We start from the raw sequence: 17,754 nt of genomic DNA, 5'->3' as shown, positions 1-17,754 counted from the left end.
CGAGGGCTGGCCGATGACCGCCCTGCGCGTGCCGGCGGTGGACCCGATCTACGACACCCGCCACTTCGGCGACATCCTGATCGGCATCGGCAAGCGCCTCAACGGCCCGGCGGGGAGTACTACCGGGCACTCGACAGCGTCGAGAACGTGCTGCGCCACCGCGCCGCCGGCTTCGCGCAGAATCCCGGCGACAACGGCGTCAACGACTTCGAGAGCTGGAAGGAGAAAGGCGTCTGGTACAAGAAGCCCTATCACTGGCGGCTGCACCGCGGGCGCTTCTATGAGTGGGACGGTCTCGATTACAGCCTGCAGATGAGTCCCGAGGAGGTGAAGGCCAAGCTGCTCCGGACGCCTTCCGGAAAGTTCGAGTTCAAGTCCGGCTTCCTGGAAGAACACGCCGCCTACATCGAGCGGGAAATGGGCATTCCCCGCGATCGCGCGGGCCTGATCCAGTGGGTCGAGCCGCAGCACAGCGGCGGGGACGGCGACCTCTATTTCGTGACGCCCAAGACTCCGCTGCACGCCGAGGGGCGCGGCGCCAATATCCCTCACAACATCGCCATCCACCAGCCCATCGTCGGCGGCCGCGACACCGTCTATCTGGAGGTGCACCCGCGCACGGCCCGCGAGCGCGGCATCCGCAACGGCGATCGGGTCAGGATCACCTCGGACCCGGGCAGCATCGAGGCGGAGTGTCGCTTCGTGGCGGCCCACCGCCCCGACACCCTGGTGCTGCCCTTCGAGTTCGGCCACTGGGCCCAGGGGCGCTGGGCCGCCGGTCGCGGCCCAGGGCACTCCGGCGAGGTGACGGCCAATGTGTCCGATCCGATTTCGGGACTCGCCAGCTACTACACCGGCAAGGTCAGACTCGAACGCGCCTGATCCACGGACACAGAACTCTTGAGGAGTCATCACCATGGCAAAATGGGGAATGGTCATCGACTTGGACAAGTGCACCGGCTGTCAGGCCTGCACCACGGCCTGTTCGATGGAAAACAACACCCTGCCGGGCGAAAGCTGGCAGGACGTGCTCTTCTACCACGAGGGCGAATATCCCAGCGCCCAGATGAAGTGGCTGCCGCGGCCCTGCATGCAGTGCGAAAACCCCTCCTGCGTGCACGTCTGCCCGACCCGGGCCACCTACAAGGACCCGGATGCCGGCGGCATCGTCTTCGTCGACTGGAACAAGTGCATCGGCTGCAAATACTGCATGATCGCCTGCCCCTACGGCGTGCGCTTCTACGCCGACGAGAAGCCGCTGATCGAGCCGGACGTCCGTGAGGCCTTCCCCGGCGAGAATGGCCAGCTGTGGAGCCCGCCCTACCAGAGCCCCGAGGAGGACTGGCGGCGCGGTATCGGCATCCAGCCCAAGGGCGTGGTCTCCAAGTGCACCTTCTGCTACCACAAGGTCCGCCATGCCCCCGAGGGGGTGGCCGACCTCGACGAGGACAACCCCGAGGTCAAGGAGTACGTGCCGGCCTGCGTGCGCACCTGTGCCCCCAAGGCGCGCTACTTCGGTGACTTGGACAATCCCGAGAGCCAGGTCAACCAACTGATCGGTGACAAGCACGGGGTGCGTCTCAAGGACCATACCGGCAATCGTCCCCAGGTCTACTATCTCGGTGCCGGCGCCGGCGTGCCCGCCTTTACCCCCGCTGACAGGGAGAATGACGCATGAGTGCCTCTACCCAACCCAATGCGCTGCAGGGCAAGCTGGGCTCGCTGCTGCTGCTGGCTGCCTCGCTGGTGTTCCTGGTCAGCCTCGGCTACGGCGTGGCACAGTTGGCAACCCAGGGCCACACCTCCTTCAACACCAGCTCCACCCTGCCCTGGGGCCAGCCCATCGCCACCTATCTCTACTTCGCCCTGGCGTCATCGGGGCTGGGGCTGATCGCCTCGCTGCCGCTGGTCTTCGGCTTCAAGCAGTACTACCCCATCGCCAAGCGCTGCATCTTCCTGGCCTTCATCGTGCTGATCTCGGGGATGGCGGTCCTGGCCCTGGAGCTTGGCAACGTCTTCCGCATGCTGTGGGCCATCCCGCTCAACCTGCAGGTGCAGTCGGCGATGTTCTGGATGGGGGTCTTCTATGCCCTGGACCTGCTGTTCCTGCTGTGGAAGTTCAGCAAGCTGCAGAACGGTGAATGGGACAGCAAGACCAGCAAGCAGGTGGGTATCGCGTCGTTCATCGGCGTGCTGCTGGCCAGCGGCAACCTGGCGCTGATCTTCGGCATGATGAGCATGCGCCCCTTCTGGTTCGATGCCCTGCTGCCGATCTACTTCTACTTCACCGGCGTAACCAGCGGCGTGGCCGCCCTGGTGTTCTTCGTCTATCTGGCCTATGGCTTCCAGCGCGAGCGCATGCCCGCTGCACTGCAGTCGCTGCTCACCGGCGCCCTGCCCAAGCTGTTCGCCGCGCTGATCGGCGGTACGCTGCTGTTTATCGCCGCCCGCGCCATCACCGGGCTGTACAGCAACAACCCGGAAATCAGCCTGGTGTGGTCCGACTACCTGTTCGCCTCGCCGCTGTATAACCTCTCGCTGATCGTCGGCCTGCTGGTGCCCTTCGCCCTGATGCTGAGCGCACAGTGGCGCAGCCGCATGGATATCCAGGTGCTGGTCGCTTGTCTGGTCTTCCTGGGGCTGTTTGCCGAGCGCTTCTACTTCGTGGTGGGCGGCCAGGTGGTGCCGCTCTTCCAGGGCACCTGGGTGCCCAACCTGATCCGCTATACGCCCTCTGCCACCGAGTGGGCGCTGAGCATTGCCGGCTGGTCGCTGTTCTTCGTGCTCTACCTGCTGGGCGAGAAGTTCCTCGACCTGGGCGACATGCCCCGGCAGCTGGCCGACTCACCGACGGCCGCCCCCAGCCGGCCGGAACCTGATGCCATCGCCAGCTGCCAAGGCCTCACGGCCCGCCCCCAGGGGCGGGCCACTTCCAGGGAGTGACCATGAACCGAGACATCGACCCCTTGGCCTCGGCGGAGCTCTATCTCTGCCTGTCGCGGGCCTTCCTGACCCCGCTCAACGGTGTCACCCTGAGGGCGCTGCGTGAGGGTCTGCAGCCCGACCTCGAAGAGCTCGCCGAACGGCTGCCGGCGATCGACGCCGAGTGGCTGGCCGCATTTCGCAGCACCCTCGAGGCCGTTCCCTCCTCCGAGCGACTGCTGGTCGGCTACAGCCGGCTGTTTCTGACGCCGCCGGCACCGGCACCGCTGAACCTGGGCGGCTATCTGGACGGCGGCCTCATGGGCCAAGGCAGCCGGCGGATCGAGGCACTCTATCATCGCCACCGGCTAGGTCGGGACGCCGGCTTCCACGACCTGCCCGACCACCTGGCCCTCAACCTGCAGTGGTTCGCCTGGGTGCTGAGCCGCTGGGAGCAGGAGCGCTCAGCGCCGTCCACCGATGCCGCGATACCGGTTACCTGCCTGGCCGATCTGCTACATATGGCCGCCGACATCACCCTGCCCGCCGTCGTCCAGATGCACCAGAAACTTACCGGCATGGCCGATGGGGCCCCGGCCGAACAGCGCCTCTGGCACCTGCTGGTGCAGCTGACCCGCCGGCAGCTGCAGCGGGATCTCGCCGAGTGGGCACCACTCGCCCGGGAATCGAACGCCTCATCGCCGCCACTGTTTCACGAGGCGCACCACCAGTCAGCGCCAGAGGCCCCGACCGTCCAGGCGAACGACCGCACCTACGGCAGGACAAACCTCACATCGACACCGCTGGCCTGCCGAGTCTGCGGGACCCCTTTCACACCGGACGCCACCCTGACGGAAATGCGGCAGCGGCTGGAGACCGCCGGGCTCGACGCCGCCCACCTGGCGGTATGTCCGCCGTGCAGCGAGGTGGATACCTCACAGCCCGCCATGCCGGGGGCGGCGATCACACCGCCAGCCACAAGGCAACCGGCACGAGGGAGGAAAGGATGAAGATTCATGATCTATGCGAGGTCATCGCCGACTACCGCCTGACCGACGCCGAAGGCGAGCTGATCGCCGAATCGACGCCCGCCAACCCGCTGCACTACGTGCACGGCACCGGGCAGATGCTCCCGGCACTGGAAACACGGCTGATGGGCCGCCAGGCGGACGACACGCTGACGGTGACCCTGACGCCGGAAGCGGCCTACGGCCCCCACCGTCCCGAACTGGTCTTCGAGGCGGTACGCGAGAACCTGCCGCCGGGCCAGGCGCTGCGCGTCGGCATGATCCTGACGCCGGGCGGCCAGCGGGGAAAATTCTCACTCAAGGTGGTGGGCCTCACCGAGCGCGGCGCCATGCTGGATGGCAACCATCCGCTGGCCGGCAAGACAGTCACCTGGCAGCTGCACATCCGCAGCGTTCAAAAACCACCTGCTGCGACCCAGGCCGGGCTTGATTACCAGCCGATTCGCTGGGTGGAAGCGGAGTAGCAGCCGTTCGAGAGAGAGTCGGTCAGCACATCGCCAGGCGGCGCTCGGGACGGTTGCCCATGCGCGACAGGCGCCGCTGCAGCTCGCCAAGCGGCCTGTCCTGGCCCCGATCGGCGGCAGTCAGCACCTCGAGCACCCAGGCCGGCAGATCGTCCGCCAGGCGATAGTAGACCCACTGGCCGTCGCGGCGGTCGTTGAGCAGCCCGCAGGTGCGCAGCTGGGCCAGGTGCCGCGACACCTTGGGCTGCGACGCCTCCAGCGCATGGGTCATTTCACAGACGCACAGCTCCTCCTCACGCTGAATCAGCAGAATCAGCGTGAGGCGAGTCTCGTCGCCCAAGCATTTGAAGAAACGAGCAGGTTCCAGCGTCAAGCGAGCCCCCGGGACAGGCAGCGGAATGTCATGACGATTCTACGGCAAGCAGACGCCACCGCCCAGCGAAGGCGCCTCCCCGGCTCAGCCGTAGCGGCCGGTGATGTAGTCCTCGGTCTGCTTCTTCTCGGGCTCGGTGAAGATCGTGTTGGTCTCACCGAACTCCACCAGATCCCCCAGGTACATGAAGGCCGTGTAGTCGGAGACCCGGGCCGCCTGCTGCATGTTGTGGGTGACGATCAGGATGGTGTACTGCGTCTTGAGCTCGTTGATCAGCTCTTCGATCTTCAGCGTCGAGATGGGGTCCAGCGCCGAGGCGGGCTCATCGAGCAGGATCACCTCGGGCTCGATGGCGATGGCCCGGGCGATCACCAGGCGCTGCTGCTGGCCGCCGGACATGCCGAAGGCGTTGTCGTTCAAGCGATCCTTGACTTCATCCCAGAGGGCGGCGCCGCGCAGCGAGCGCTCCACCACCTCGTCGAGCACCGCCTTGTTGTTGACCCCCTGCAGGCGCAGGCCATAGGCCACGTTCTCGTAGATCGACTTGGGGAAGGGGTTGGGCTTCTGGAACACCATGCCCACCTTGCGACGCAGCTCCGCCACGTCGACGCCGCGGGCGTAGATGTCCTCGCCGTCCAGCAGAATCTGCCCCTCGATGCGGCAGATATCCACCAGGTCGTTCATGCGATTGAAGCAGCGCAGCAGCGTCGACTTGCCGCAGCCTGAGGGGCCGATGAAAGCGGTGACCTGGTGACGCGGGATATCCAGGCTGATGTTCTTGAGCGCCTGGTCCTTGCCGTAGAAGAGGCTCAGGTCGCGCACCTGGAAGGTCAGGTCCTGCATGCCTGTCGGCCGGGCATGGCCGGCAACGGGGCGGGGCGCAGTGGTCATGGAGGTCATGGTCTCGTTCCTGGTGTTCCGGTAAGCGGCGGCCACAGCCGCCGCTCGACGTTCGGTGTAGATCAGTCGGAGGCGGCGCGGTAGCGCTCGCGCAGCCGATTGCGGATGCTGATGGCGGTCAGGTTGAGCACGATGATCAACAGCACCAGCACCAGCGCCGTGGCATAGACCAGCGGGCGGGCGGCCTCGACGTTGGGGCTCTGGAAGCCCACGTCGTAGATATGAAAGCCCAGGTGCATGATCTGCCGATCCAGGTGGATGAACGGGAAGGTGCCGTCGACGGGCAGGGTCGGCGCCAGCTTGACTACCCCCACCAGCATCAGCGGCGCCACCTCGCCCGCGGCGCGGGCAATGGCCAGAATCATGCCGGTCATCATCGCCGGGGTGGCCAGGGGCACCACCACCTTCCACAGGGTCTCGGACTTGGTCGCCCCCAGGGCCAGGGAGCCCTGGCGCACCGCGGAGGGGATCCGTGCCAGGCCCTCCTCGGTGGAGACGATCACCACCGGCAGGGTCAGCAGCGCCAGGGTCAAGGAGGCCCAGATCAGCGCCGGAGAGCCGAAGGTGGGCGACGGCAGCCGCTCCGAGTAGAACAGCTCATCGATGGAGCCACCCAGGGTATAGATGAAGAACCCCAGGCCGAAGACGCCATAGACGATGGAGGGCACCCCGGCGAGGTTATAGACCGAGATACGGATCAGGCGCAGCAGCGGTCCTTGCCGGGCATATTCCCGCAGGTAGATGGCGGCCAGCACGCCGAAGGGACTGACGATCATCGACATCAGCAGCACCATGGTCACGGTGCCGAAGATCGCCGGGAAGATGCCGCCGGCGGTGTTGGCCTCGCGGGGCTCGCCGCTGACGAAGGCCCAGAACTGCTGCACGTACTCGACCATTTTCGCGGGCAGCGAGAGGCTGTTGGGCTGCACGGCGCGCACGATCTCGCCGATGCGAATCTGCACCTCCTGCCCGCCGGCCACCGTGGCCACTAGGGTGTCGCGATGGAGCTCGCGGCGCAGCACATCGATCTCACCACGCAGCGTCTGGAACGCCTCCTGCAGGCTGGCCTGACGCGCCGTGATAGCCTCCAGCTCGACCTGACGCGCCTCGGGGTCGATGTCGGGGTCCCGCTGCAGGGCCCGCTCGCGCAGGCGCAGCTCCTCCATTTCCGCGCTGATCACCCCGACGTCGTTGCGCTCGATCCGGCGCAGCTCACGAAACAGCCTATTGGCACGCTCGACGCGAGCCTGCAGCGCCTCCCACAGGCCTTCGCCTTCGGCGACCACCTCGCCCTCTTGCAGCACGCGCAGCGGATAGCCGTAGAAGTCACCCCATTCGCGGCGCTCCAGACGCATGGCATCCGGGGGCGAGCGCCATTCGGACATCTGCAGCTCGGCATACCAGGCGAAGTCCTGACCGGTCACGTCGCGGTTGCCCTGCTTGATCAGATGACGGGTGACCAGATCCCCATGCCCAGCTCGGGCGGCACATTGATCCCGGCATCCCGCGCCACGGCCACGGGAATGGTCTCGGAGCGTACATGCTCGCCCATCACCATCTGGCCGATACCCAGCTCAGGATCGCCCACCTGAAATTCGACGATCTCGCTCGGGTAGAAATGGCTGAGGCCGCGGACGGCGATCAGGCCGATCAGCCCCAGCACCATGATGATCGAGATCGCCACCGCGCCGGCATTCAACCAGACCCAGGGGGCACCGCTTTTCCACCAACGTTTCATCGAAGTCTCCCGGAATCAGAGGTTGCCGTAGCGCTTGCGCAGGCGCTGGCGAATGATCTCGGCCAGGGTATTGACCACGAAGGTCATGGCCAGCAGGACAAGGGCGGCGAGGAACAGGACCCGGAAGTGGCTGGAGCCCACGGCGGATTCGGTGAGTTCCACGGCGATATTGGCCGACAGGGTGCGCATGCCCTCGAAGATATTGAAATTCATGATCGGGCTGTTGCCGGTCGCCATCAGCACGATCATGGTCTCCCCTACCGCACGGCCGAAGCCCATCATCACCGCCGAGAACATGCCGATGCTGGCCGTGGGCAGCACCACCCCCACCACGGTCTGCCAGCGGGTGGCACCGAGGGCCAGCGACCCCTGGGTCAGGTGCTTGGGCACGTTGAACACCGCATCCTCGGCGATGGAGAAGATCGTCGGGATCACCGCAAAACCCATGGCGATACCCACCACCAGGGCGTTGCGCTGGTCATAGCTGATGCCGTTGTCGGTAAGCCACTGGCGCAGGCTGCCGTCGAAGAAGGCGATCTCCACGTAGGGGCTCGCCGCGACACAGGCCCAGCCCACCAGAATGACGATCGGCATGAGCAGCACCGCCTCCCAGCCGTCGGGCACCCGGGTCCGCAGCCGTTCGGGCAGGCGACTCCACAGGTAGGCAAAGGCCAGCATGGCGATGGGCATCATCAACAGGACGCTGAACACCGCCGGCAGGCGATTCTCGACGAAAGGGGCGAGCCACAGGCCGGCCAGGAAGCCGAGGATCACCGTGGGCAGCGCCTCCATCACTTCGATGGTGGGCTTGACCTTGCCGCGCAGCTTGGGCGACATGAAATAGGCGGTGTAGATAGCCCCCATCAGCGCCAGCGGGGTGGCGAACAGCATGGCGTAGAAAGCCGCCTTGAGGGTGCCCAGGGTCAGCGGCACCAGGCTCATCTTGGGCTCGAATTCGTCACCGCCCGCCGAAGACTGCCAGACGAAGCGTGGCTGGCTGCTGCCCTCGTACCACACCCGCTGCCACAGCGAGGAGAAGGAGATATCGGGGTGGCGATTGCTGACGCTGGCCACCTGCAGCTGGCGGTTCTCGTCGACAAGCAGCGCCATCGAGTTGACCGGCGAGATGGCGATCCGCGCAAGCGGCCCCTGTGCCATCCGGGCATCGAAGACATCGGCCGAGGCGGTGGCGTGATGGATCCCCAGGTTGCCCTGTGCATCGCCCACCAGAAAGCCCCGCCGCGAATACTCCGCCTCGATATGGGTGATCGGGGCTTGATAGCGGGCGAAGTCGCGAATATGCGTCAGGTCGTGACGGTTCTGGTCATCCCGGACCGGGAAATACTGACGCACCTGGCCATCTGAGGTACCGGCAATGACCGATACCGTACCATTGAGCAGGGCCATATGGGTGACATAGCCGCTGTCGGTGACCGGCACCGCCCCACGGTACTGGGGGGCGCGCAGGTTGCCGATATCGTAGTGATGGATATAGCCGGCGTCGTCGGCGACGTAGAGGTGGCGAAAACGGTTGTCGATGAGGATCTGCCGGGCGCGGCCGTCGAAGCCGGGCAGCTCGGCGGTGGTCTGCTCCACGCTCACTTCCCCGGTCATGATGTTTTCCCGGCGGTCGAAGGAGGTCACCATCAGGGTGCCGTCCTCGAGCTCGGCCGCCGCATAGATGCCGCGGTCGCTCACCTGCAGGCCCAACACCTGGATGGCGCGGCCCTCCTCGTCCAGGGTCAAGGGTGCCTCGTCGAGGGGAAAGCGCAGCTCCGGCTCGATATGGCGCAAGTTATCCGGGTAGGTGATCGCGTATTCGATCTGCCCGAGGCTGATCTCGCCGGTGTCATAGCCATAGGCGAAGGCCCGCGTCGTGGCGAAGCCGGTGGCGAAGGCCGTCGTCTGGGCGGCCTCCGGGCGCGGCATCTCGAAGGCGGCGCGCCCCGCACCATCCTCCAGCTCGAAGAAGGTGATGCGCCCCCTGTCCGTGAAGCTCGCCCCCAGGGTGTCGTAGCGATCGACGGTCAGGTGCTCGAGTGTCTCCCCTTCTTCCAGTCCGGGCGTGGCATAGGTCTGCTGGGTCGATACCTGGGCCGACTGGAAGAGCGGCATGATCTCGGAGAAGAGATAGACGAAGATCATCCCCAAGGCGAGCACCACGCCGATGCCGGCGGCGCCGATGCCGTAGCGGGAGGCACCGTCCCGAAACGCACGCTTGCGCCGCAGGCGCTCGCGCTGTTCGGGGCTGGGCAGCAGCGATCTGCCTTTCGCCGAGGCGGGGAGCTGGGACAGGTCATTCATGATGGCTGGGCAATCCCGACAGGTGGAAAGATAGGCAGAGGGTAAGCAGCCACCATGACAGCCATGTGACAGCCCACCCCAAAACGCCAAAGGGGCGCCGAAGCGCCCCGGTACATCCCTGCATGACGAACGGTCAGTCGATGCCCAGCTCGCCGCGCACCCGGCTGGCCACGCTCTCGGGCAGCGGGATGTAGCCATCGCGGGCGGTCACTTCCTGCCCCTGCTGGGAGAGCACCATGCGCAGGAACTCGGCCTGCTGCGGCGCCAGGTCCTCATTGGGGTGCTTGTTGACGTAGACGAACAGGAAGCGGGAGAGCGGGTAGTTCTCGCTGTCCACCGGGTAGGCCTCCTCGCCCTCGTCGCGGGCCACCGGCACGGCACGCACCTGAGAGGTGATATAGCCGATGCCCGAGTAGCCGATGCCGTTGATCGACTCGCTCACGCCCTGCACCACCGAAGCGGAGCCCGGCTGCTCGTTGATGGTGTCCTTGAAGTCGCCGCCGCACAGCGCGTTCTCGGCGAAGAAGGCGTAGGTGCCGGAGACGGCGTTGCGGCTATACAGGGTGAAGTCGCGGTTCTCCCAGGCGCCGTCCAGGCCCAGCTGGCCCCAGCGGGTGATGTCCTGGTCATAGCCGCAGCGGCGGGTGTCGGAGAAGATCGCGTCGACCTGCGGCAGGGTGATGCTCTCCAGGGGGTTGTCCTGGTTGACGTAGACGGCCAGAGCGTCGATGGCCACCGGCACCATGGTCGGCGGATAGCCGAAGCGATCCTCGAAGGCCTGGATCTCGGAGGTACGCATCTCGCGGCTCATGGGGCCGAACTGGGCGGTGCCCTCGGTCAGGGCAGTGGGGGCGGTACCCGAGCCGGCCCCCTGGATCTGGATGTTGATATTCGGATAGAAACCGGCGAATTCCTCGGCCCACAGGGTCATCAGGTTGTTCAGGGTGTCGGAGCCGATGCTGGTCATGTTGCCGGAGATGCCACTGACGGGCTCATAGGCGGGCAGGTTGGGGTCGACGCGATCCGCCATGGCAGTAGTGGTGACAAACGAGGCACCGATAACGGCAGCAGCGATGAGCTTGAGTTTCATCTTGGTCTCCAGGGTTCGTGCGCTAATGAGTCGCAGCGTTGCGGTCTCGGTCCGCTCTACGTGAACCGATGGCTGCGACTATAGGGAGACCGGATGACACTTCAGTGACATTTGCCGGCGGTTTGATGAACCTTGTGTGACAGTGACCATAAGGACTTATATCAATAGCCCCAGCGCCGCCAGGGTGCACAGCGCAAGCGATACTCCCTGCAGCAGGCGCCGGTCGAGGCGGTGAGCAATGCGGTTGGCCAGCGCGGTGCCCAGCAGCACCGCCGGCGAGAGGCTCAGCGCCAAGGCCAGGTGCCACAGGCGGACCTGCCCCGCCAGGGCCAGGGTGGCCAGGGTCATCAGCGAGGTGATGATAAAGAAGGCAGACAGCGTACCGCGCAGCCGATTGGGCGACAGCCCGTGCATCAACAGCACCATCGGCGGCCCGCCGATGGCTGCCACCGTTCCGAAGATCCCGGAGAGCACCCGGCACCGAAGAGGGTGCCCGAGTTGACCGGCAGCCGAAAACGAAACAGCGTCACCGCCACGGCGAACAGCACGCTGCCGGTGATAAGCGTCTCCAGCACGGCCATGGGAGCGGCCAGCAGCAGCCAGAGGCCCAGGGCGTTGCCGGGCACACGCCCCACCAGCGCCATGCCGATCTCGCCGATGCGTACCTCCTGAAGGTAGTGGCGCACGGTGAGCAGCGACACCGTGAACCCGAACAGCACCAAAATCACCGGCACCAGTCGCGGCTCCAGCATCAGCAGCAGGGGCGCCCCCACCACCGCCAGGCCGAAGCCGGTAGCGCGCTGCACGAAGGCGCCGAGCATCAGCGTCAGCGCGCAGCCGAGCCAGGTCGCCAGCGACAGATCGAACCAGGCAAGCAGGCCGTCAGGCATGAGCCGGCGTACCCGCCAGGCGTCTCAGGCCGGCATTGCCAATCAAGGATGCCGCCAGCATGGTCAGCACCATGGGCCAGAGGCTCTCGATCTCGAAGGCGCCCACCATGACCCCGGCCAGGGCCGCAGCACCGAACTTGATGCCGCCCATCATCGCCGTGGCCGTGGCACTCATATGGCCGAACTGATCGAGCAGCAGCGACATGGCGTTGGGGGTGATCAGGCCGATCATCCCCGAATAGCACATGACCAGCACCACCACCACCGGCAGCGACGCCACCCCCGCCACGGCGGCCAGTACCAGACATAGCGCCATCGTCAGCTGAACGGCAAGCCCCAGCAGCAGGTTTTGCAGCGGCGAGCGCCTGTGCAGCAGCTGGATGTTGAGCTGATTGGAGAGCGCAATGACGATCACGTTGATCCCCAGCACGAAGGGGTAGACCGCCGGCGACAGCCCGAAGTGCTCCAGGTAGACATAGGGCGAGGCGGTCACGAAGGCGAAAAGCCCGCCGAAGGAGGCCGCCACCGCGCAGATATAGCCTACCGCCTCGCGATGACCCAGTACGCTGGCGTAGTTGCGCAACACCTGGCGAAAGGAGGCGGCGGGCTGCCCCGGCGCCCGGGTCTCAGGTAGCCGGGTGCCCATCAGCCACATCAGGAAGGCCGCATAGACCGCCAGGAACACAAAGATCAGCCACCAGTCGGCGAGATAGAGCAGCCCACTGCCCACCAGCGGTGCCACCAGCGGCGCCAGCATCATGATCATCGCCATGGTCGACATGACGCTGGCCGCCTGGCGGCCGCTGAAGCAGTCGCGCACGATGGCGGCCGAATTGACCACGCAGGCCCCGCCCCCGAGCGCCTGCACGAACCGCCAGACCAAAAGCTCGGTCAGCGAGTCGACCGTGGTGATCGCCAGGCTCGCCAGCAAGAAGGCCAGCAGCCCGGCGAGCAGCACCGGCTTGCGGCCCAGACGGTCGGAGAGCGGCCCGAACAGCAGCTGGCCGATGGCAAAGCCGGCCAGGAAGGTGCTGATCGACAGCTCGGTGTGATGAATGCTGGCGCCTACATGGTCGGCCAGCACGCTCATGGCAGGCAGGTAGGCATCGATGGCAAAGGGGGCCAGGGCGGTGTTGGCCGCTACCAGCAGCGCCACGCGACGAGGGTTGAGGCTCAAGGCGGCTCCCGGGTCGAAAAGAGGAAAATAGCTAGGCCGCTAATGATAGCCCAGATAACCCCCGCCCGCCTCCCCGCTGGCCTGCCGCTGTCAGCGGGCCGGGCGTCTTGTTAAAGTGTGAAGACGCTTACCACAATGAATTGGAGCCTTCCCATGGCCGACGACCTGCTGTCGCAACTCAAACAGATGACCACCGTGGTGGCAGACACCGGCGACCTGGACGCGATTCGCCGCTTTTCGCCCCATGATGCCACCACCAATCCGTCACTGATCCTGCAGGCCGCCCAGCAGGAGGAGCGGCGCGCCCGCCTGGCCGAGATCGCCCGCCACGCCACCGATATCGACGATGCCCTGGATGCTGTGGCGGTGGAGATCGGCAGCGAGATCGCCGGCCTGGTGCCGGGCTATGTCTCCACCGAGGTCAGCGCCCGACTCTCCTTCGACAGCGATGCCTCCCTGGCCCGCGCCCGCTCGCTGATCGAGCGCTATGACCGCCACGGTGTGGGCCCCGAGCGCATCCTGATCAAGGTGGCCGCCACCTGGGAAGGGATTCGCGCCGCCCGCCAGCTGGAGCGGGAAGGGATTCGCACCAACCTGACCCTGCTGTTCAGCTTCGCCCAGGCCCAGGCCTGCGCCGACGCCGGAGTCACCCTGGTCTCGCCCTTCGTGGGACGCATCCTCGACTGGCACAAGGCGCGCCAGCCCGAGGCCGATTTCTCCGGCGAACGCGACCCCGGCGTGCAGTCGGTGCGGCGAATCTACGAGCATTACAAAGGCCATGGCTACCGGACCATCGTGATGGGCGCCAGCTTCCGCAACAGCGGCGAGATCCTGGCACTGGCCGGCTGCGATCGGCTGACCATTTCCCCGGGGCTGCTCGGTGAGCTGGCCGAGAGCCGCGGCACCCTGAGCCGACGCCTGACCCCGGTGGGCGCCGACACCTCGGCGCCGGAGCCCCACGACGAAGCGGAATTCCGCTGGGCCCTCAACGAGGACGCCATGGCCACCGAGAAGCTCGCCGAGGGCATCCGCAAGTTCACCGACGACCAGCGCAAGCTGGAAGACCTGCTAGGCGAGCTGCGCAAAGGAAAGAGCGCATAAGGGGGCATCCCTTTCCCCTGCCGGGCGACTGGCCGTCACCGGCAGGGGGAGGCACTCGGATAACAGCCATCGCGCCGAACGGCGAAGAGGAAGGGAGGCGGGATCAGTGGCCCTGGGAGGCCGCCTCCTGGGCTTCGAGCATCTCCACCAGGGGCTGAAACTCCTCGCGGTTGTGCTCGTTCATGCGCATCAGGATGCGGTGTGCCTCGAGAATGCGCCGGCGAGTGGCTTCCATGTCGGCGGGCACCTCGGGCAGGTCGCAGAGCTCGCAGGCCTCGGTGATGGGCGCGTCCACCAGGGTGAAGAACTGGGCAAACCCCATCACCTCGAGCATGCGCTGCACATCGGGATTGTCGGCCACGATGGTGGGCTTGTGCTCGATCTTGTCCCTCACCGCCATGGCCACCTTGGCCAGAAACCCCAGGGCGGTGGAGTCCACGTTGGTGGCCTCGCGCAGGTCGATGATCAGCGCCTTCAGCCCCGGGGTTTCCGAAAGCTGCTCGGCCTGGCTGTCCAGGGTGGCACAGAGGGTCAGTCGCACATCGCCACACAGCTTGAGCACGAAGACACCGGAGTCGAACGCCGCCTTGACGCGGCCTTCATTTATGATCATCGCCAAATCCGCTCAACATCATGATCGTCAGGTCGTCTGGCAGATCCTCGCCGCTGTGGTCCCCTCCAACGTCGATGTCCCGAGGGAGCTCCAGGGCCAGGCTGTCTCGCAGTTCTACCAACGTCGTGCAGTTCAGGACACGTTGCTCGAGTTCCCTGAGCCGCATGTCGAGCGTCTCGCCCGGCAGGCACTCCAATACTCCATCCGAACACAACCATAGCCTGAAGTTCGGCGGGAGACTATGACACAAACGTGGATAGTCGACCTCCGGAAAGAGCCCCACCGGCATGCCATCGCCGGGCAGCTCTTCGACGCGGTCATCGCTGACCAGCAGCGGTCTGGGCAGCTGCGCCCCCAGGGAATAGTGGAGGCAGCGCTCGCGATGGTCAATGACTCCCACGAACAGCGTCATGTGCTTGCCGATACCGGTATCCAGCAGCTCCCGATTCAGCGCCCGAAGCCAGCGTGCGGGCAGCTGGTCCGGCTGTTCGCCGTCCCATTCGTTCAGCCAGCGATTGCACAGGTACTTGAGTAGCACCGTTACGAAGGCCGAGGAGGCCCCGTGGCCCGAGACATCGGCAAAATAGAAGACGCTGAAGCGCTCATCGAAGCGCTGGAAGTCGAGAAAATCGCCGGACAGGTAGAGCGACGGCACGAGCCAGTAGTCGCAGCGAACCCCCCTAGCGTCTGATCATGCGGCGGCAGCAGCTTGCGCTGGATCTGTCCGCCGGCCTGCTGGTCCAGCCTCAGCAGCGCCAGGTGGGTCTCCAGGCTCTCGTTAAGCTCAGCCAGCCGCTCGCGGTCGCGGTCACGCTCCTCCTCCAGCTGGCGCAGCTCGATAGCCTTGCGAATCATGCGCCGCAGCAGCTGGCCATGGCGCATGGGTTCGACGACATAGTCCACCAGCCCCACGTCCACCGCCGTCAACAGGTCGGCATCCAGACGCGAGTCGCTGACCACCACCGTGGGCAGCCGCTCGGTCAAGCTCGCCCACTCCAGGCTGGGAATCGCCCGGGCATGGGCGACCACCAGCGAGGTGTCCGCCGGCAGGTCCTCGAGCCGCTCGGCAGCCAGCACCGCCAGCCCATCACGGGCGATGGTGTCGGCCAGGGCATCGCGGTAGTCGCCGGGCTCATCGAGTACGCCGATCAACGGCTTGGGGACATCCATGGGCAAGCTGCCTCAGTCAGCGAAGTCTGAATCATCGAAATCCGCATCGTCGAAATCGAAGTCGAAGTCATCGCTGGCGAAGGGGTCGTCGCCCAGTTCGCCATCGCTGACCTCGAAGCGGCGTCGCTGCAGATAGGCATCGCGAATGAAGACATAGCGGTCGCCACGAATCAGCTCCTCCTGATCGAGCAGGCCAGCCCGCATGTCCACCACCCTGAGTGCCGTCAGCCCATAGCGTAGCCTGTCGTCATCCACGTAGGTAAGCGGATAGGTGTAGGTATCCGCCGGCAGACCGGTGGTGTCGCGCAGCGTGCTGGGGCCGAGAAACGGCAGCACCAGGTAGCGCGACTCCTCCCACCCCCAGACCGCCAGGGTCTGGCCGAAATCCTCGTCACGACCGGTGATCTCCATGTGGGTGGCAAAGTCCCACAGCCCGCCGATACCCACGGTGGTATTGATCAAGAACCGTGAGGTGGCGATACCGGCGTTACCCGGCTTGCCTTGCAGCAGGCTGTTGAGGACCGTGCGGATCTCGCCGAGGTTGGAGAAAAAGTTGCCCACCCCGGTCTGCACCGGCTGCGGCGTAACGGTCCGGTAGCCCCGCGACACCGGCTTGAGCACCGCCCGGTCGATGGCGTCGTTGAACACGAACACCTGCCGATTGAAACCCTCCCACGGGTCGTCCGGATGGCGATCCTCGACGGGGATGTTGCCGGCGCAGCCCCCCAGCACGGCCACCAGGGCCAGCGTCATCAGGGTCCGCATGAGTGAACCTGTCCGAGCGTAATCCATTGATACCGCCTCTCTGTCCGGCAGCGCCTGCCGCGACCTCATTGACGACGCACCACGACGCTACCGGCGCTGTAGCCGGCGCCGAAGGAACATACCACGCCCAAGGCGCCCGGGGCCGAATCGCTCACGGTGCAGATGGAAGGCGATGATCGAGCCGGCCGAGCTGGTGTTGGCATAGCGGTCGAGGATGATCGGCGCCTGGTCGGGTTCCGGGTCATGGCCCAGCACGCGCCGCGCGATCATGTCGTTCATATGGCGGTTGGCCTGATGCAGCCACAGCCGCGCGAGGTCGCCGCCGGCGAGCTCGAGGCTCGCCAGGTGCTCGCCGATCAGCGCCGCCACCATGGGGCAGACCTCCTTGAACACTCGCCGCCCCTCCTGGACGAATAGCTTGTCGGCCGCCAGCGGGTCGCTGTCGGTCACGCGGTTGAGGAAGCCGGCGTTGTTGCGAATGGCGTTGGAGAAGCGCGTGACCAGCCGGGTGCCGAGCACCGCAAAGCGGGCGTCGGCGGTGGCGACGTCGTCGGCCTCCAGCACGATGGCGGTGCAGGCATCGCCGAAGATGAAGTGGCTGTCGCGGTCGCGAAAATTGAGATGCGCGGAGCAGATCTCGGGGTTCACCACCAGCGCCCGCTTGATGCTGCCGGCGCGGATGGCATTGGCGGCGATCTCGATGGCGAAGGTGGCCGAAGAGCAGGCCACGTTCATGTCGAAGGCGTAGCCGCCGGCGCCAAGAGCCGCCTGCAGCTCCACGGCCACCGCCGGATAGGGCCGCTCCAGATTGGAGCAGGCAACGATCACCAGGTCGATATCGGCGGCCGCCACCCCGGCGGCGGCCAGGGCGTTGGCGGCCGCGGCCCGGCCCATCTCGCACTGCAGGGAGGGCTCGTCATTGCCCCGCCGCGGCAGGCGCGGGCGCATCCGCTGGGGATCGAGGATACCCTCGGCATCCATCACGTAGCGGCTGTGAATCCCCGAGGCCTTGACGATGAACTCGCTGCTCGAATGGGCCAGGGGGTCGCGCTCACCCGCTGCGATAGCCGCGGCATGGTGGGCATTCTCTTGATCGACCCAGGCATTGAACGCCGCCACCAGGGCATCATTATCGATAGCGTGCGCCGGCGTATAAAGCCCTGTGCCGGTGATCACGACGTCTGTCATGGTGTTCTCCATTAGGCGGCCCGCTGGCCGC

13 protein-coding genes and 4 pseudogenes are annotated in these 17,754 nt (G+C 66.0%); 6 read left to right on the top strand and 11 right to left on the bottom strand.

Going from position 1 to position 17,754, the window contains the following annotated elements:
• The first annotated feature begins 147 nt into the window (after nucleotides 1-147).
• The 5 genes from ACSJDS_RS08705 to ACSJDS_RS08685 are packed head-to-tail and all read left to right on the top strand — an operon-like array spanning nucleotide 148 to nucleotide 4,414.
• Nucleotides 148-882 (top strand): molybdopterin dinucleotide binding domain-containing protein, encoded by a 735-nt coding sequence (locus ACSJDS_RS08705; protein ID WP_473032925.1) that lies wholly within the window; start codon nucleotides 148-150, stop codon nucleotides 880-882.
• 34 nt (nucleotides 883-916) lie between these two features.
• Entirely contained in the window at nucleotides 917-1,678 is a 762-nt protein-coding gene (locus tag ACSJDS_RS08700; RefSeq protein WP_473032924.1) for a 4Fe-4S dicluster domain-containing protein, read from the top strand.
• Nucleotides 1,675-2,943, top strand: a complete 1,269-nt coding sequence (gene nrfD / locus ACSJDS_RS08695) for an NrfD/PsrC family molybdoenzyme membrane anchor subunit (protein WP_473032923.1) — start codon at nucleotides 1,675-1,677, stop codon at nucleotides 2,941-2,943. The genes ACSJDS_RS08700 and nrfD overlap by 4 nt, the downstream gene beginning before the upstream one ends.
• A 2-nt stretch (nucleotides 2,944-2,945) precedes the next feature.
• Nucleotides 2,946-3,932, top strand: coding sequence for a molecular chaperone TorD family protein (locus ACSJDS_RS08690; RefSeq protein ID WP_473032922.1), 987 nt, complete (start codon nucleotides 2,946-2,948; stop codon nucleotides 3,930-3,932).
• Complete coding sequence (locus tag ACSJDS_RS08685) at nucleotides 3,929-4,414, top strand: FKBP-type peptidyl-prolyl cis-trans isomerase (protein WP_473032921.1); 486 nt, start codon at nucleotides 3,929-3,931, stop codon at nucleotides 4,412-4,414. Before ACSJDS_RS08690 ends, ACSJDS_RS08685 begins: the two co-directional genes overlap by 4 nt.
• A gap of 22 nt (nucleotides 4,415-4,436) precedes the next feature.
• Here the strand turns inward: ACSJDS_RS08685 and ACSJDS_RS08680 are convergent, their stop codons facing one another.
• The 7 genes and pseudogenes from ACSJDS_RS08680 to ACSJDS_RS08650 all read right to left on the bottom strand — a co-directional run bounded on the left by ACSJDS_RS08680 (nucleotide 4,437) and on the right by ACSJDS_RS08650 (nucleotide 12,886).
• Nucleotides 4,437-4,781: a metalloregulator ArsR/SmtB family transcription factor gene (locus ACSJDS_RS08680; RefSeq protein WP_473035002.1), complete on the bottom strand. Its 345-nt coding sequence runs from the start codon at nucleotides 4,779-4,781 to the stop codon at nucleotides 4,437-4,439.
• 90 nt (nucleotides 4,782-4,871) lie between these two features.
• Nucleotides 4,872-5,687, bottom strand: coding sequence for a phosphate ABC transporter ATP-binding protein PstB (pstB, locus tag ACSJDS_RS08675; protein WP_473032920.1), 816 nt, complete (start codon nucleotides 5,685-5,687; stop codon nucleotides 4,872-4,874).
• 62 nt (nucleotides 5,688-5,749) lie between these two features.
• Nucleotides 5,750-7,425 (bottom strand): annotated as a pseudogene (pstA, locus tag ACSJDS_RS08670) (phosphate ABC transporter permease PstA).
• Nucleotides 7,426-7,440: 15 nt separating this feature from the next.
• Nucleotides 7,441-9,729 carry an ABC transporter permease subunit gene (locus tag ACSJDS_RS08665; protein ID WP_473032919.1) on the bottom strand — a complete coding sequence of 763 codons (2,289 nt, stop codon included), beginning with the start codon at nucleotides 9,727-9,729 and terminating at the stop codon, nucleotides 7,441-7,443.
• A gap of 133 nt (nucleotides 9,730-9,862) precedes the next feature.
• A complete protein-coding gene (locus ACSJDS_RS08660) occupies nucleotides 9,863-10,819 on the bottom strand; it encodes a PstS family phosphate ABC transporter substrate-binding protein (RefSeq protein ID WP_473032918.1) in 957 nt (318 codons plus the stop codon).
• 156 nt (nucleotides 10,820-10,975) lie between these two features.
• Nucleotides 10,976-11,709: pseudogene (locus ACSJDS_RS08655) on the bottom strand (TSUP family transporter).
• Entirely contained in the window at nucleotides 11,702-12,886 is a 1,185-nt protein-coding gene (locus tag ACSJDS_RS08650; RefSeq protein WP_473032917.1) for a multidrug effflux MFS transporter, read from the bottom strand. Before ACSJDS_RS08650 ends, ACSJDS_RS08655 begins: the two are co-directional and overlap by 8 nt.
• Nucleotides 12,887-13,039: 153 nt before the next feature.
• Between ACSJDS_RS08650 and tal the strand changes: the two genes are divergently transcribed.
• Nucleotides 13,040-13,987: a transaldolase gene (tal, locus tag ACSJDS_RS08645; protein ID WP_473032916.1), complete on the top strand. Its 948-nt coding sequence runs from the start codon at nucleotides 13,040-13,042 to the stop codon at nucleotides 13,985-13,987.
• 103 nt (nucleotides 13,988-14,090) lie between these two features.
• Here the strand turns inward: tal and ACSJDS_RS08640 are convergent, their stop codons facing one another.
• The 4 genes and pseudogenes from ACSJDS_RS08640 to ACSJDS_RS08625 form a co-directional block, all read right to left on the bottom strand.
• The gene (locus tag ACSJDS_RS08640) at nucleotides 14,091-14,600 is read right to left on the bottom strand and encodes an STAS domain-containing protein (protein ID WP_473032915.1); all 510 of its coding nucleotides are present in this window, start codon (nucleotides 14,598-14,600) and stop codon (nucleotides 14,091-14,093) included.
• Nucleotides 14,587-15,770 (bottom strand): annotated as a pseudogene (locus tag ACSJDS_RS08635) (PP2C family protein-serine/threonine phosphatase). The gene ACSJDS_RS08640 and the pseudogene ACSJDS_RS08635 overlap by 14 nt, the downstream one beginning before the upstream one ends.
• A 12-nt stretch (nucleotides 15,771-15,782) precedes the next feature.
• On the bottom strand, nucleotides 15,783-16,535 hold the full coding sequence (locus ACSJDS_RS08630) for an MlaA family lipoprotein (protein ID WP_473032914.1): 753 nt from the start codon (nucleotides 16,533-16,535) through the stop codon (nucleotides 15,783-15,785).
• Nucleotides 16,536-16,600: 65 nt separating this feature from the next.
• Nucleotides 16,601-17,723 (bottom strand): annotated as a pseudogene (locus ACSJDS_RS08625) (beta-ketoacyl-ACP synthase III).
• Nucleotides 17,724-17,754 lie beyond the last annotated feature (31 nt).

Source organism: Halomonas sp. SL18_1, assembly GCF_055755715.1.
Note: the sequence above shows the minus strand (reverse complement) of the source record. Positions and strands in the feature narration are given on the sequence as shown.